Raw genomic sequence first — 16,190 nt, 5'->3', positions numbered from 1 at the left:
TGATGAACAGGATTTTCTCCACCCTCGGAGTGTCGCTATGGATAGCGCTGCTGTCGCCGATGGTACAAGCGGCCAACCTCAAGGCAGTGGATGTCGCCTCGCTGCCTGGGGACCGCGTCGAGTTAAAGCTGGCGTTCGATGAACAACCTCCGATGCCCCATGGCTATACGACGGAGTCCCCTGCGCGGATCGCGCTGGACTTGCCCGGTGTCGTCAGTCAGCTGACGAACAAAACGCGCGATCTGGGCAGTGGCAATGCCCGAAGTGCGACGGTGGTCGAAGCCAGGGATCGCACGCGGCTGATCATCAATCTGACCCAGTTGACCCCTTACAACGCACGGGTCGAAGGCAACAACTTGTTTGTGGTGGTGGGCCAGGGCGCCAAAAGTACGACATCCAGGCCACCAGCTGCTGTGGCCCCGGCGCGTGCACTTGCGCCGACGACGAAGGCCATTCGCGCAGTGGATTTTCAGCGCGGCACCCAGGGCGAAGGCAATGTGGTGATCGATTTGTCGGACCCATCCATCGCGCCAGACATTCAGGAGCGTGATGGCAAAATCGTCCTGAGTTTCGCCAGGACCCGATTGCCTGAACCATTGCGCGTACGCCTGGACGTCAAGGACTTCGCCACGCCGGTGCAGTTCGTCAATGCCGGCGCCACAGGTGACAGGGCCACGATCACGATCGAACCCAGTGGTGCCTTCGACTATTCGACCTATCAGACCGACAACAAGCTGACCGTCAGCATTCGCCCGATGTCCGTCGTTGACCTGAAAAAGCGCAATGCCGACCGCTACGCCTACAGCGGTGAAAAGCTGTCGCTGAACTTCCAGGACATCGATGTGCGCTCGGTACTGCAACTGATCGCCGACTTCACCAATCTCAATCTGGTGGCCAGTGACACGGTGCAAGGGGGCATCACCCTGCGTTTGCAAAACGTGCCGTGGGATCAGGCGTTGGATCTGGTGTTGAAAACCAAGGGGTTGGACAAGCGCAGGATCGGTAACGTCCTGCTGGTGGCGCCGGCCGATGAAATCGCCGCCCGGGAACGTCAGGAACTGGAGTCGCAGAAGCAGATCGAGGATTTGGCGCCATTGCGGCGCGAATTGCTTCAGGTCAATTACGCCAAGGCGGCCGATATCGCCAAGCTGTTCCAGTCGGTGACCAGCGCCGAGGCAAAGGTCGACGAACGGGGTTCGATCACTGTCGATGAGCGGACCAACAACATCATTGCCTACCAGACCCAGGATCGGCTCGATGAACTGCGTCGAATCGTGGCGCAACTGGATATCCCGGTACGTCAGGTGATGATCGAGGCGCGAATCGTCGAAGCCAACGTCGACTATGACAAGAGCCTCGGCGTGCGCTGGGGCGGTTCGATCCAGAACAAAGGCAACTGGAATACTTCCGGCGTCAGTAACGGTGCGAACGCTTCCACGACCATCGGCACGCCGGGAAGCACCAGCACCAATACGCCGTTCGTCGACTTGGGTGCGGCGGGGAATACCTCGGGGATCGGCATCGCGTTCATCACCGATAACGTGTTGCTTGATCTGGAGCTGACGGCCATGGAAAAAACCGGTAACGGCGAAATCGTCTCGCAACCCAAGGTGGTCACGTCGGACAAGGAGACCGCCAAGATCCTCAAGGGCACCGAAATTCCCTATCAGGAAGCCAGTTCCAGCGGCGCTACCTCGGTGTCCTTCAAGGAGGCCTCGCTGTCGCTGGAAGTCACGCCGCAGATAACCCCGGACAACCGGATCATCATGGAGGTCAAGGTCACCAAGGACGAACCGGACTACCTGAACAAGGTGCAGGATGTGCCGCCCATCAAGAAAAACGAGGTCAATGCCAAGGTCCTGGTCAACGATGGCGAGACCATCGTCATTGGTGGCGTTTTCTCAAATACTCAAAGCAAGGTTGTAGATAAGGTGCCATTTCTTGGCGATGTGCCGTATCTTGGCCGCCTTTTCCGGCGTGACGTGGTTTCGGAGAAAAAATCCGAGCTGTTGGTGTTTCTCACACCGCGTATCATGAATAACCAGGCGATTGCTGTGAGTCGTTGATTCTGTGCGAAATTTGATTCTTGTAGGACCGATGGGGGCTGGAAAGAGCACCATCGGCCGGTTGCTGGCCAAAGAGCTGCGCTTGCCATTCAAAGATTCCGATAAGGAAATTGAATTACGCACGGGCGCCAATATCCCATGGATCTTCGACAAGGAAGGCGAACCGGGCTTTCGTGACCGCGAGCAGGCCATGATTGCCGAACTCTGCGATTACGACGGTGTGGTGCTGGCGACCGGTGGTGGCGCGGTCATGCGCGAAGCCAATCGCCGGGCGCTGCATGCCGGCGGACGGGTGGTCTATTTGCATGCCTCCGTCGAGCAGCAGGTCGGTCGTACGTCCCGTGATCGCAATCGGCCCCTGTTGCGCACCGCCGATCCGGCCAAGACCCTTCGGGATCTGCTGGCGATTCGCGATCCGCTTTATCGGGAAATCGCCGATCTGGTGGTGGAAACCGATGAGCGGCCGCCGCGAATGGTCGTGCTCGATATTCTCGAACGCTTGCAGCAGCTGCCTCCCCGTTAATGCGCAGCGCGAAATGCGCTATCCTCGGCGTCCTGCCACGACCGCTCAAGGTTGTGGCGAACGGCTACCGAACGGCGTCACAGCAGAGGCCGTGGACATTCGTTAACTCAAGGCAGGATGCCTGATTCCATCTTCACTGTGGGGACACATGCAGACACTCAAGGTCGATCTAGGCGAGCGCAGCTACCCGATTCATATTGGCGAAGGTTTGTTGGATCAGCCCGAGCTGCTGGCCCCGCATATCCGCGGACGGCAAGTGGCCATCATCTCCAACGAAACCGTTGCGCCGCTCTATCTCGAACGTTTGACCCGCAGCCTCGCGCAATTCTCGGTGATCTCCGTGGTGCTGCCCGACGGTGAAGCCTTCAAGACCTGGGAAACCCTGCAACTGATTTTCGATGGTCTGCTGACCGCACGGCACGACCGCCGTACCACGGTGATTGCCCTCGGTGGCGGCGTGATCGGCGACATGGCCGGTTTTGCGGCCGCCTGCTACCAGCGCGGTGTCGATTTCATCCAGGTTCCGACCACCTTGCTGTCGCAAGTCGACTCTTCGGTGGGTGGCAAGACCGGTATCAATCACCCGCTGGGCAAGAACATGGTCGGCGCTTTCTACCAGCCGAACGTGGTGCTGATCGACACTGCTTCCCTCAAGACCCTGCCGCCCCGCGAGCTGTCCGCCGGTCTGGCCGAAGTCATCAAGTACGGACTGATCTGCGATGAGCCGTTCCTGACCTGGCTCGAAGATAACGTCGATCGCTTGCGCAATCTTGATCAGCAAGCGCTGACTTATGCCATCGAGCGCTCCTGCGCAGCCAAGGCGGCGGTTGTCGGGGCTGACGAAAAAGAGACCGGTGTACGTGCCACGCTCAACCTGGGGCATACCTTTGGTCACGCCATCGAAACCCATATGGGTTACGGTGTCTGGCTGCACGGCGAAGCGGTTGCCGCCGGGACCGTGATGGCGTTGGAAATGTCCGCACGCCTGGGCTGGATCAGCGAACAGGACCGCGACCGTGGCATTCGTCTGTTCCAGCGTGCCGGCCTGCCGGTCATCCCGCCTGAAGAGATGAGCGAAGCCGATTTCCTCGAACACATGGCAATTGATAAAAAAGTGATCGACGGTCGATTGCGCCTAGTGCTGCTGCGCCGCATGGGCGAAGCAGTGGTGACCGACGATTATCCGAAAGAGGTTCTACAGGCCACGCTGGGAGCGGATTACCGCGCCCTGGCTCAGCTTAAAGGTTAATAAGAACGCGATGACTAGTTTGCATGCCGACGAGGCTTTCCTCGGCCATTACCAGTTGAGTCATGACCCTTTTGCTCCACGGGTGCCTGGCTTCAAGTTTTTCCCGGCCCAGCGCAAACCGGTGCTGGGGCAGTTGCACCACCTGGCGCGCTACAGCCAGTTGCTGCTGGTGGTCACTGGCCCGCAAGGCAGTGGCAAGACCCTGCTGCGTCAGGCCCTGGTGGCCAGCACCAACAAGCAGTCGGTGCAAAGCGTAGTGGTTTCCGCTCGTGGCGCTGGGGATTCGGCTGGCGTACTGCGTCAGGTCGCCCAGGCGCTGGACATTGCCCAGGCCGAGATCGGTGCCATTCTGGATCAGGTGGTGCAGCTCGCTCTCACGGGGCAGGAAGTCTATCTGCTGGTGGATGATGCCGAGCAGCTCGACGAGTCTGCGCTCGAAGCCTTGATGGCGCTGGCTGCCGGTGCGCCGGAAGGTCGTCCGCATGTGTTCCTGTTCGGCGAGTCGTCGTTCATTGCCCAGCTTGAGGCTTTGCATCTCGAAGAAGAGCGCTTCCACGTCATCGAGTTGCAGCCTTACACGGAAGAAGAAACCCGCGAATATCTGGAACAGCGTCTTGAGGGCGCGGGTCGGGGTATCGAACTTTTCACCGCGGATCAGATCTCTGATATTCACGAAAGCTCCGACGGTTGGCCTGGCAACATCAACCAGGTCGCCCGCGATGCAATGATCGAAGCCATGATTGCCAGCCGCTCAGCGGTCAAGCGTCCAAGTATGGGGTTCAATATGCCGAAGAAACACGTATTGGCGATTTCCGCCGTCGTTGTGGTCGCGGTAGCCGCCGCCTGGCTGATGCCGGGTCGCACCAAAGCACCGACCACGGGGGCACCCGCCAACGAGCAGGCGCAATTGCCGCTCGGCCAGGGTTCGTCGAACGGCGGCGCACCAGCCGTCGAATTCGCCGGCAACACGCAACCGATGCCACTGCCGTTGGTCGGTAATTCTCAACCGGTCATGCGTGGCCCGCTCGCCGAAGCCGCCGGTGGCATCACCGAGGGCGACGATGGTGTGCCGGTGGAAGGCTCCAGCGCAACGCCGCCGACTGTGACCACGATCGCGCCACCTGAGGGTGCCCCGGCTGGCCCGGCGCCAACGCCAACGCCAGCGGCCAAACCGACACCGGCACCGACTCAAGTCGCTACCGCCAAGCCGGCACCGGCTCCAGCTGCTGCCGCCAAGCCTGCTCCGGCGCCGGCCAAACCGGCCGTGGCCGCTGCTGCCAAGCCTGCCGAGAAGCCGGCCACCGTGGCCAAGGCCGCTGGCGGTACCTGGTACGCCGGTCAGGCGCCGGGTAATTACGTGGTACAAATCCTCGGCACCAGCTCCGAGGCGACCGCGCAAAGCTTCGTCAAGGAGCAGGGTGGCGAGTACCGTTATTTCAAGAAAGTCCTCAACGGCAAACCGCTTTACGTCATCACTTACGGTAGCTTCGCCAACCGCGATGCAGCTGTTACCGCCATCAAGGCCTTGCCAGCGAAGGTTCAGGCTGGTAAACCTTGGCCACGCTCTGTCGCCAGTGTCCAACAGGAACTGGCAACAGCTCGCTGAAGATTCGGCGGCCTTACCCAGGCCGCCTCTCTCCCGGCACCTCAAAATTTCTGCAACGCATGCGCCCTTCGGGACGCGTGCGTTGTGGTGTCTGCGTCACAGTAGTCTTTGAGTCGTTGCGGTCAAAATTAAAAAAGTTTTGACTAGCACAGCAGATCGCTTTAAACCTTTCACAAATGCGACATAGATTTGCGACATTTCGTCGTCAAATTTGTGAGGCCTAGTGTCGGTGTGTACAATGACCTCCCTTTTGCCCCCGCAAAGCTGGCGTACGTTCGGCGCGGATGGCAAGTGGTTGAATTGAAAAGAAATTTGCCTTGTTAAGAGGCAGCCTGGTGAGAAAGTGTCTATGAAAGCAGGTCTGTACCAACCAGATGAATTCAAGGATAACTGCGGTTTCGGCCTGATCGCCCATATGCAGGGCGAGCCCAGTCATACCCTTTTGCAAACGGCCATCGAGGCCCTGACCTGCATGACCCACCGCGGTGGGATTAATGCCGACGGCAAGACCGGTGACGGTTGCGGTCTGCTGATTCAAAAGCCGGACGTGTTCCTGCGAGCCATCGCCCAGGAAACGTTCGGCGTCGAAATGCCCAAGCAATATGCCGTGGGCATGGTCTTCTTCAACCAGGACCCGGTCAAAGCCGAAGCCGCTCGCGCGAACATGAACCGCGAGATTCTGGCCGCCGGCCTGCAACTGGTCGGCTGGCGCAAAGTGCCGATCGACACCAGCGTCCTCGGCCGCCTGGCCCTTGAGCGCCTGCCGCAGATCGAGCAAGTGTTCATCGGCGGTGAAGGCCTGAGCGACCAGGAAATGGCGATCAAGCTGTTCAGTTCGCGTCGTAAATCGTCCGTGGCCAACGCTGCCGACGTCGATCACTACATCTGCAGCTTTTCCCACAAGACTATCATTTACAAAGGCCTGATGATGCCGGCGGATCTGACCGCCTTCTATCCAGACCTGAGCGATGAGCGCCTGAAAACCGCAATCTGCGTGTTTCACCAGCGCTTCTCCACCAATACCCTGCCGAAATGGCCGCTGGCTCAACCGTTCCGCTTCCTGGCGCACAACGGCGAGATCAACACCATCACCGGCAACCGCAACTGGGCCGTGGCCCGTCGCACCAAGTTCGCCAACGACCTGATGCCCGATCTCGAAGAGCTCGGTCCGCTGGTCAACCGTGTCGGCTCCGACTCCTCCAGCATGGACAACATGCTCGAGCTGATGGTCACCGGTGGCATCGACCTGTTCCGTGGCGTGCGGATGATCATTCCGCCTGCGTGGCAGAACGTCGAAACCATGGACCCGGATCTGCGTGCGTTCTACGAATACAACTCGATGCACATGGAACCGTGGGACGGTCCGGCCGGCGTGGTCATGACCGACGGTCGCTACGCGGTGTGCCTGCTCGACCGTAACGGTCTGCGTCCGGCGCGTTGGGTCACCACCAAGAACGGTTTCATCACCCTGGCTTCGGAAATCGGTGTCTGGAACTACCAGCCTGAAGACGTGATCGCCAAAGGTCGCGTTGGCCCGGGCCAGATCTTTGCCGTGGACACCGAAACCGGTCAGATCCTCGATACCGATGCGATCGACAACCGCCTCAAGTCCCGTCATCCGTACAAGCAATGGCTGCGCAAGAATGCCCTGCGCATCCAGGCGACCATGGAAGACAACGACCACGGTTCGGCGTTCTACGACGTCGATCAGCTCAAGCAATACATGAAGATGTACCAGGTCACGTTCGAAGAGCGCGACCAGGTGCTGCGTCCGCTCGGCGAACAAGGCTACGAAGCCGTGGGTTCCATGGGCGACGATACGCCGATGGCCGTGCTGTCCCAGCGCGTGCGTACGCCGTACGACTATTTCCGTCAGCAGTTCGCGCAGGTCACCAACCCGCCGATCGACCCGCTGCGTGAAGCCATCGTCATGTCGCTGGAGATCTGCCTCGGTGCCGAGCGCAACATCTTCCAGGAGTCGCCGGAACACGCTTCGCGCGTGATCCTCAGCTCGCCGGTCATTTCCCCGGCCAAGTGGCGTTCGTTGATGAACCTCGATCGTCCGGGCTTCGAGCGCGCGATCATTGACCTCAACTACGACGAGAGCGTCGGCCTCGAAGCGGCGATCCGCAACGTTGCCGATCAGGCTGAAGAAGCCGTACGCGCCGGTCGCACCCAGGTCGTGCTGAGTGACCGTCACATTGCCCCGGGCAAGCTGCCGATCCACGCCTCCCTGGCGACCGGTGCGGTACACCACCGCCTGACCGAAAAAGGCCTGCGTTGCGACTCCAACATCCTGGTGGAAACCGCGACCGCGCGTGACCCGCATCACTTCGCGGTGCTGATCGGTTTCGGCGCCTCGGCGGTCTATCCGTTCCTGGCTTATGAAGTGCTGGGCGACCTGATCCGCACCGGTGAAGTGCTGGGCGACCTCTATGAGGTGTTCAAGAACTACCGCAAGGGCATCACCAAAGGCCTGCTCAAGATCCTGTCGAAGATGGGCATCTCGACCATCACCTCGTACCGGGGTGCGCAGCTGTTCGAAGCCATCGGCCTGTCCGAGGAAGTCTGCAACCTGAGCTTCCGTGGCGTACCGAGCCGCATCAAGGGTGCGCGTTTCGTCGACATCGAAGCCGAGCAGAAAGCCCTGGCCACCGAAGCCTGGAGCCCGCGCAAGCCGATCCAGCAAGGCGGCCTGCTGAAGTTCGTCCACGGTGGCGAGTATCACGCGTACAACCCGGACGTGGTCAACACACTGCAAGCTGCTGTGCAGCAGGGTGACTACAGCAAGTTCAAGGAATACACGTCGCTGGTGGACAACCGTCCGGTGTCGATGATCCGCGACTTGCTCAAAGTCAAAACCCTCGACACGCCGCTGGACATGAGTGAGATCGAACCACTGGAATCGGTGCTCAAGCGCTTCGACTCCGCTGGTATCTCGCTGGGCGCCCTGTCGCCGGAAGCTCACGAAGCCCTGGCCGAAGCCATGAACCGCCTCGGTGCGCGTTCCAACTCCGGTGAAGGCGGCGAAGACCCGGCGCGCTACGGCACCATCAAGAGTTCGAAAATCAAGCAGGTTGCAACCGGCCGTTTCGGTGTGACCCCGGAGTACCTGGTCAACGCCGAAGTGCTGCAGATCAAGGTCGCCCAGGGCGCCAAGCCCGGTGAAGGTGGTCAACTGCCAGGCGGCAAGGTCAATGGTCTGATCGCCAAGCTGCGTTATGCAGTGCCGGGCGTGACCCTGATTTCGCCACCGCCGCACCACGACATCTACTCGATCGAAGACTTGTCGCAACTGATTTTCGACCTGAAACAAGTCAACCCGAAGGCGCTGGTCTCGGTGAAGCTGGTAGCAGAAGCGGGCGTCGGCACCATCGCCGCCGGCGTGGCCAAGGCCTATGCCGACCTGATCACCATTTCCGGCTACGACGGCGGCACCGGTGCTTCACCGCTGACCTCGATCAAATACGCGGGCGCTCCGTGGGAGCTCGGCCTGGCCGAAACCCACCAGACCCTGCGTGGCAACGACCTGCGCGGCAAAGTCCGGGTGCAGACCGATGGCGGCCTGAAAACCGGCCTCGACGTGATCAAGGCGGCCATCCTCGGCGCTGAAAGCTTCGGCTTCGGCACCGCGCCGATGATCGCCCTGGGGTGCAAATACCTGCGCATCTGCCACCTGAACAACTGCGCCACCGGCGTTGCGACTCAGAACGAGAAGCTGCGCAAGGATCACTACATCGGTACAGTCGACATGGTGGTGAACTTCTTCACCTACGTCGCCGAAGAAACCCGTGAGTGGCTGGCCAAGCTGGGCGTGCGCTCCCTTGAAGAGCTGATCGGCCGTACCGACCTGCTGGAAGTGCTCGAAGGCCAGACCGCCAAGCAGCATCACCTGGACCTGACCCCGTTGCTGGGCAGCGATCACGTGCCGGCAGACAAGCCTCAGTTCTGTGGCGTCGAGCGCAACCCACCGTTCGACAAGGGCCTGCTGGCCGAGAAAATGGTCGACATGGCCACCTCGGCAATCAACGACCTGAGCGGCGCTGAATTCGAGCTGGATATCTGCAACTGCGACCGTTCCATCGGCGCGCGGATCTCCGGCGAAATCGCCCGTAAGCACGGCAACCAGGGTATGGCCAACGCGCCCATCACCTTCCGTTTCAAGGGCACGGCTGGCCAGAGCTTCGGTGTGTGGAACGCCGGTGGCCTGAACATGTACCTGGAAGGCGATGCCAACGACTACGTCGGCAAGGGCATGACCGGCGGCAAACTGGTCATCGTTCCGCCCAAGGGCAGCGTCTACAAGACTCAGGACAGTGCCATCATCGGCAACACCTGCCTGTACGGCGCCACGGGCGGCAAGCTGTTCGCCGCCGGCACCGCGGGCGAGCGTTTCGCCGTGCGTAACTCCGGTGCCCACACCGTGGTGGAAGGCACTGGCGATCACTGCTGCGAGTACATGACCGGTGGTTTCGTCTGCGTCTTGGGCAAGACCGGTTACAACTTCGGCTCTGGCATGACCGGTGGTTTCGCCTACGTGCTCGACCAGGACAACACCTTCGTTGACCGGGTCAACCACGAACTGGTGGAAATCCAGCGGATCAGCGGCGAGGCGATGGAAGCCTACCGTAGCCATCTGCAACGCGTGCTGAACGAGTACGTCGAGGAAACCGACAGCGAGTGGGGTCGTGAACTCGCCGAGAACCTCGATGACTATGTGCGTCGTTTCTGGCTGGTCAAGCCCAAGGCTGCCACCCTGAAATCGTTGCTTTCCAGCACCCGTGCCAACCCGCAGTGATATGCGCCTGAAGAGTTTGATGAGGTTTTAACAATGGCTGAACGTCTGAATAATGACTTCCAGTTCATCGAGGTCGGGCGCAAGGATCCGAAGAAGAAACTGTTGCGTCAACGCAAGAAAGAGTTCGTGGAAATCTACGAACCGTTCAAACCCCAGCAGTCGGCCGACCAGGCCCACCGCTGCCTGGGTTGCGGTAACCCGTATTGCGAATGGAAGTGCCCGGTGCACAATTTCATTCCCAACTGGCTGAAACTGGTGGCCGAGGGCAACATCCTCGCCGCCGCCGAGCTGTCGCACCAGACCAACACCCTGCCGGAAGTCTGCGGCCGGGTGTGCCCGCAGGACCGTCTGTGCGAGGGTGCCTGCACCCTCAACGACGGCTTCGGCGCGGTGACCATCGGTTCGGTGGAGAAGTACATCACCGACACCGCGTTCGCCATGGGCTGGCGCCCGGACATGTCCCGGGTCAAGCCGACCGGCAAGCGTGTCGCCATCATCGGTGCAGGTCCTGCGGGCCTGGGTTGTGCCGACGTGCTGGTGCGCGGTGGCGTGACGCCTGTGGTGTTCGACAAGAACCCGGAAATCGGCGGTCTGCTGACCTTCGGCATCCCCGAGTTCAAGCTGGAAAAGACCGTGCTGAGCAATCGACGCGAAGTCTTCACCGGCATGGGCATCGAGTTCCGCCTCAACACCGAGGTGGGCAAGGATGTGACCATGGAGCAACTGCTCGAAGAGTACGATGCCGTGTTCATGGGCATGGGCACCTACACCTACATGAAAGGCGGCTTTGCCGGTGAGGATCTGCCGGGCGTGTATGACGCGCTGGATTTCCTGATCGCCAACGTCAACCGCAACCTGGGCTTTGAAAAGTCGCCGGAAGATTTTGTCGACATGAAAGGCAAGAAGGTCGTGGTACTCGGTGGCGGGGACACGGCGATGGACTGCAACCGGACTTCGATCCGCCAGGGCGCCAAGTCGGTGACCTGTGCCTATCGTCGTGACGAAGCGAACATGCCGGGCTCGCGCAAAGAGGTGAAGAACGCCAAGGAAGAAGGCGTGAAATTCCTCTACAACCGCCAGCCGATCGCCATCGTTGGTGAGGACAAGGTCGAAGGCGTGAAGGTGGTCGAGACCCGTCTCGGCGAACCGGACGCCCGTGGCCGTCGCAGCCCCGAGCCGATCCCGGGCTCCGAAGAGATCATCCCGGCCGACGCCGTGGTCATCGCCTTCGGTTTCCGCCCGAGCCCGGCGCCGTGGTTCGAGCAGTTCAGCATCCAGACCGACAGCCAGGGCCGCGTCGTGGCACCGGAACAAGGTCAGTACAAGCACCAGACCAGCAACCCGAAAATCTTCGCCGGTGGCGACATGGTGCGCGGTTCCGATCTGGTGGTGACGGCGATCTTCGAAGGCCGTAATGCGGCTGAAGGGATCCTGGATTACCTGGGCGTTTAACCAGGCGACACAAAACCCTGTGGGAGCGAGCCTGCTCGCGAAAGCGGTCTGTCAGCCAACTTCAATGTTGGATGTACCAGCCTCTTCGCGAGCAGGCTCGCTCCCACATTGGTTTTCAGGTGTCGCTGAAATCCGTGTGTCCCCGCGACAAATTGACCCGATAGACAAAAGGTGCGGCGCTTGCCGTGCCTTTTGCGTCGACCTCTGAGAAAATGCCCGCACTTTTTTTCCGGATGCCGACATGACTGCCCTGAAGAACGACCGTTTCCTGCGCGCACTGCTCAAGCAACCCGTAGACGTCACCCCTGTGTGGATGATGCGTCAAGCCGGCCGTTACCTGCCGGAATACCGCGCCAGTCGCGCCAAGGCCGGTGATTTCATGAGTCTGTGCATGAACCCGGCGTTCGCTTGCGAAGTCACGATGCAGCCGCTCGACCGTTATCCACAGCTGGATGCGGCGATCCTTTTCTCCGACATCCTCACCATTCCGGATGCCATGGGCCAAGGCCTGTATTTCGAAACCGGCGAAGGTCCGCGCTTCAAGAAAGTCGTCAGCACCCTGGCCGACATCGAAGCCCTGCCAATTCCCGATCCGCAGAAAGACCTGGGCTACGTGATGGACGCTGTCAGCACCATCCGCCGCGAACTCAATGGTCGTGTGCCGCTGATCGGCTTCTCCGGCAGCCCATGGACCCTGGCCACCTACATGGTCGAAGGCGGTTCGTCGAAAGACTACCGCAAGACCAAAACCATGCTCTACGACAACCCGCAAGCCTTGCACCTGCTGCTGGACAAGCTCGCGCAGACGGTCACCAGCTACCTCAACGGCCAGATCATGGCCGGTGCGCAAGCGGTGCAGATCTTCGACAGCTGGGGCGGCGCCCTCTCGGCGGCGGCGTACCAGGAGTTCTCCCTGGCCTACATGAAGAAAATCGTCAGCGGCCTGATCCGCGAGCACGAAGGCCGCAAGGTGCCGGTGATCCTGTTCACCAAGAGCGGCGGCCTGTGGCTGGAAAGCATCGCCGATGCAGGTGCTGATGCCTTGGGCCTGGATTGGACCTGCGACATCGGCAGCGCCCGCGCCCGTGTCGGCGACAAGGTCGCACTGCAAGGCAACATGGACCCGACCGTACTCTACGCCAAGCCTGAAGCCATCCGCACGGAAGTCGGGCGTATTCTGGCCAGCTACGGCAAGGGCAGCGGCCATGTGTTCAACCTGGGCCATGGCATCACGCCGGAAGTCGATCCGGAACACGCTGGCGCTTTCTTGCGCGCGGTGCATGAGTTGTCGGCGCAGTATCACGAATAACCAGCGCCCGGTTCAATGTGGGAGCGAGCCTGCTCGCGAAAGCGGTGGATTAGTCAGCAGCGATGTTGAATGTGAAGCCCTTTCGCGAGCAGGCTCGCTCCCACAGTTGTTTGTGGCGGTCGAATTCAGGCTTTTACGCCACCCAACGGCGGCAACTTGGCCAGCTTCAACGCGATCAACAACGCCACCACCAACAACCCACCAATGAACAAGCCGATGCCGTTCCAGCCCCCCACATGCCAGAACACCCCGCCTGCCGTGCCGGCGATGCTCGACCCGGCGTAATAGCTGAACAGGTACAGCGACGACGCCTGACCCTTGGCCTTGGTGGCGCGACGGCCGATCCAGCTGCTGGCCACCGAATGGGCGCCGAAGAAGCCGAAGGTGAATACCAGCATGCCGAATATCACCAGTGGCAGCGGCGTGAACATCGTCAGGGCGAGGCCGGCGATCATCAGCACGATGGTGCTCCACAGTACTTTGCGCCGTCCCAACTTGTCGGCCAGCGAGCCGATTTTCGCCGAACTGTAGATGCCCGACAGGTAGACCACCGAGAGCAAGCCGACGAAGGCTTGGTCCATGTGGTACGGCTCGGCCAGCAGGCGGTAGCCGATGTAGTTGAACAGTGTGACGAACGCCCCCATCAGCACAAAGGCTTCGAGGAACAGCAGCGGCAGACCGACGTCGCGAAAGTGCATGGTGAAACCGTCGAGCAGGCTGCGCGGATGCAGCGAACGGGCGCGGAAGTTGCGCGATTCGGGAAGGATTTTCCAGAACACCGCCGCCGCGATCAGCGCCAGGCCACCGATCACCAGCATCGCTGAATGCCAGCTGACAAAATCGATCAACACCCCGGTAATCAAACGTCCGCTCATCCCGCCGATGGCGTTGCCAGCGATGTACAAGCCCATGGCCAGACCGATGTGTTGCGGGTGGATTTCTTCACTCAAGTAAGTCATGGCGACCGCGGCCAGGCCGCTCAATGACAAGCCGATCAATGCGCGCATCAAGAGAACGCCATGCCAGCTCGGCATCATCGCACTGGCCATGGTGCACAGCGCGGCGGCAAACAGTGCCGCAACCATCACCGGTTTGCGCCCGACGCGATCAGAGATCGGGCCGGTGATCAGCAGGCCAATGGCGAGCAAGCCAGTGGCCACTGAAAGGATCAGGCTGCTCTGGGCCGCGTTGATGGAGTATTCCTGGGACAACAGCGGCATCATCGGTTGCACGCAATAGAGCAGGGCGAAAGTCGCGAAGCCGCCGCAGAACAGTGCCAGCACCGTGCGCATAAATGCCGGCGTGCCTTTTTCGATGTAGATCTCCTTCAGTTCGACGGCAACATCGTCCAGCGCTGAGGGGGGAACTTCATGGGCAAGTGGAGCGACAGCAGTTTTCACGTTGGACCTCGGAAGGAGCTCAGCCGGTCAGGCAATGAAAAAAGCATATAGCTGGCTAATGATTCAATCCAATATATTGTTCGACCTGTTTGATAGTTTTAACGACCTAATGAGGTGTTCATGGAATTGCGTCATCTGCGCTACTTCATCGCCGTCGCCGAAGAACTGCATTTTGGCCGCGCCGCACAGGTGCTGGGCATCTCGCAGCCACCGTTGAGTCAGCAGATTCAGGCGCTGGAGCAGGAGGTCGGCGCGCGATTGTTCGAGCGTACCAATCGTCGGGTCGAGCTGAGCGAGGCCGGTAGGTTGTTCCTGGAGGAAGCGCGGCTGGTACTGGCGCAGGTCGACAAAGCAGCGGATGTCGCACGGCGGGCACAATTGGGGGAGTTGGGCGAACTGAAAATCGGCTTCACCTCGTCGGCACCGTTCAACTCGACGATCCCCCAGGCGATCTTCTCGTTTCGCCAGCGCTTCCCGGCGGTGCACCTGAACCTGCGGGAAATGAGCAGTACCCAAGTGGCCGATGCATTGGTGGATGAATCCATCGAAGTCGGAATCATGCGGCCACTGGGTCTGCCTGACTCGCTTAGCGTGGTCGAGTTGATGCGCGAGCCGCTGGTCGCGGTGCTCAGCTCCAAGCATCCGCTGGTGAAGGACAGTGAAGAAGGCTTGTTCCTGTCGGCCCTGGCCCTCGAACCCTTCGTGTTTTTCCCGCGCAGCTACGGCAGTGGCCTGTACGCCCAATTGCTCAGCCTGGCCCGGGACGCCGGCTTCAGCCCGCACTTCGCCCAGGAGGCTGGCGAGGCGATGACCATCATCGGGTTGGTGGCGGCGGGGTTGGGCGTGTCGGTGCTGCCGGCGTCTTACCAGCGGATGCGCATTGATGGCGTGGTTTATCGACCGTTGCTGGATCCGGCGGCGGTGTCGGCGGTGTGGCTGGTGCAGCGCAAGGATCAGAAATCGGCGATGGCGCGGGCGTTTGTCGAACTGCTCACGCGCAAGGTCGAGTCACTGTAGGAGCGAGCTTGCTCGCGATGGACTAAAGAGCACCGCGTGTACTCAGGAAGCACGCACCATCGTTCACGATCATCGCGAGCAAGCTCGCTCCTACAGGAAATCAGAAACATCACCGCTGGCCGTAAGACATTTCTGAAAGCCTTCGAACAGGCTACAGCGCCTTGCGGCGTTACCTACAACTACTCCAGAATCCGCCGGCTTGTGCGCTTTGAGGGTCGTCGCTAACTTGATTCGCGTCACTGAATGTCAGTGATCGGGTTTAGTAGCCCGTTTCGCTTTAAGTGCATTTGCGCTCCTGATAGGCAGGTACTTTCGTACCTGCCCTTGACGGTAGCTGTGCGCAGGGCACCTTCGGGTGCGCCGGATTGAAGCGAACCGGTCTACTAACCTGCGTACAGCTGCCACCCTTCTTTTTCAGCATGACCCATACGCCCAATCCACCGGACACCGATCCGGACGCGCCACGCCAACCCAGCCCGATCTTCCTCATCGCCCCCGATATCGACAACCACACCCTGCTGGAATACGCCTGCGTATCGCTGGCATCAGCGAGTGTGATGGCGAGTGATTTTGCGAGGGATCTGAAGGGATCGCAGAGCCACACTCTGCTGGGGTTTCAGCAATCGATCATGTTGGGAAAATTGGCGGTGACTCGGGTGTTGGATAACCTTGATTCACCGTGATCGTCTGGGCAGGCGGGCCCCTTGTGGGAGCGAGCCTGCTCGCGAAGGCGGCAATACAGGCGACATTTCTGTTGACTGACCTACCGC

General features: G+C 60.4%; 10 protein-coding genes. 9 read left to right on the top strand and 1 reads right to left on the bottom strand.

The genetic code is table 11. From position 1 onward, the window contains the following. Positions 1–2 precede the first annotated feature (2 nt). The 7 genes from pilQ (at position 3) to hemE (ending at position 13,003) form a co-directional block, all read left to right on the top strand. Positions 3–2,066: a type IV pilus secretin PilQ gene (pilQ, locus tag ACW9HW_RS15035; protein WP_457400550.1), complete on the top strand. Its 2,064-nt coding sequence runs from the start codon at positions 3–5 to the stop codon at positions 2,064–2,066. A gap of 4 nt (positions 2,067–2,070) precedes the next feature. Further along, positions 2,071–2,589: a shikimate kinase AroK gene (gene aroK / locus ACW9HW_RS15030; RefSeq protein ID WP_056725695.1), complete on the top strand. Its 519-nt coding sequence runs from the start codon at positions 2,071–2,073 to the stop codon at positions 2,587–2,589. Positions 2,590–2,737: 148 nt separating this feature from the next. After that, positions 2,738–3,838: a 3-dehydroquinate synthase gene (aroB, locus tag ACW9HW_RS15025; protein WP_095192234.1), complete on the top strand. Its 1,101-nt coding sequence runs from the start codon at positions 2,738–2,740 to the stop codon at positions 3,836–3,838. Positions 3,839–3,848: 10 nt separating this feature from the next. Next, positions 3,849–5,444: an AAA family ATPase gene (locus tag ACW9HW_RS15020; RefSeq protein WP_457400535.1), complete on the top strand. Its 1,596-nt coding sequence runs from the start codon at positions 3,849–3,851 to the stop codon at positions 5,442–5,444. A gap of 349 nt (positions 5,445–5,793) precedes the next feature. Beyond that, positions 5,794–10,242 (top strand): glutamate synthase large subunit, encoded by a 4,449-nt coding sequence (gene gltB / locus ACW9HW_RS15015; RefSeq protein WP_457400534.1) that lies wholly within the window; start codon positions 5,794–5,796, stop codon positions 10,240–10,242. 33 nt (positions 10,243–10,275) lie between these two features. Then, positions 10,276–11,694, top strand: coding sequence for an FAD-dependent oxidoreductase (locus ACW9HW_RS15010; protein WP_137804125.1), 1,419 nt, complete (start codon positions 10,276–10,278; stop codon positions 11,692–11,694). A 241-nt stretch (positions 11,695–11,935) separates the two neighbouring features. Then, the gene (hemE, locus tag ACW9HW_RS15005) at positions 11,936–13,003 is read left to right on the top strand and encodes a uroporphyrinogen decarboxylase (RefSeq protein ID WP_457400532.1); all 1,068 of its coding nucleotides are present in this window, start codon (positions 11,936–11,938) and stop codon (positions 13,001–13,003) included. A gap of 125 nt (positions 13,004–13,128) precedes the next feature. Here hemE and ACW9HW_RS15000 read toward each other — a convergent pair whose 3' ends face one another. After that, entirely contained in the window at positions 13,129–14,355 is a 1,227-nt protein-coding gene (locus ACW9HW_RS15000; protein ID WP_457400548.1) for an MFS transporter, read from the bottom strand. A gap of 168 nt (positions 14,356–14,523) precedes the next feature. Here ACW9HW_RS15000 and ACW9HW_RS14995 point away from each other — a divergent pair, with 168 nt between their 5' ends. After that, positions 14,524–15,420, top strand: a complete 897-nt coding sequence (locus ACW9HW_RS14995; RefSeq protein ID WP_457400531.1) for a LysR substrate-binding domain-containing protein — start codon at positions 14,524–14,526, stop codon at positions 15,418–15,420. A gap of 419 nt (positions 15,421–15,839) precedes the next feature. Beyond that, positions 15,840–16,103: a DUF6124 family protein gene (locus ACW9HW_RS14990; protein ID WP_457400546.1), complete on the top strand. Its 264-nt coding sequence runs from the start codon at positions 15,840–15,842 to the stop codon at positions 16,101–16,103. Positions 16,104–16,190: the final 87 nt, after the last annotated feature.

This window comes from Pseudomonas sp. SDO5532_S415 (assembly GCF_054071155.1).
Note: the sequence above shows the minus strand (reverse complement) of the source record. Positions and strands in the feature narration are given on the sequence as shown.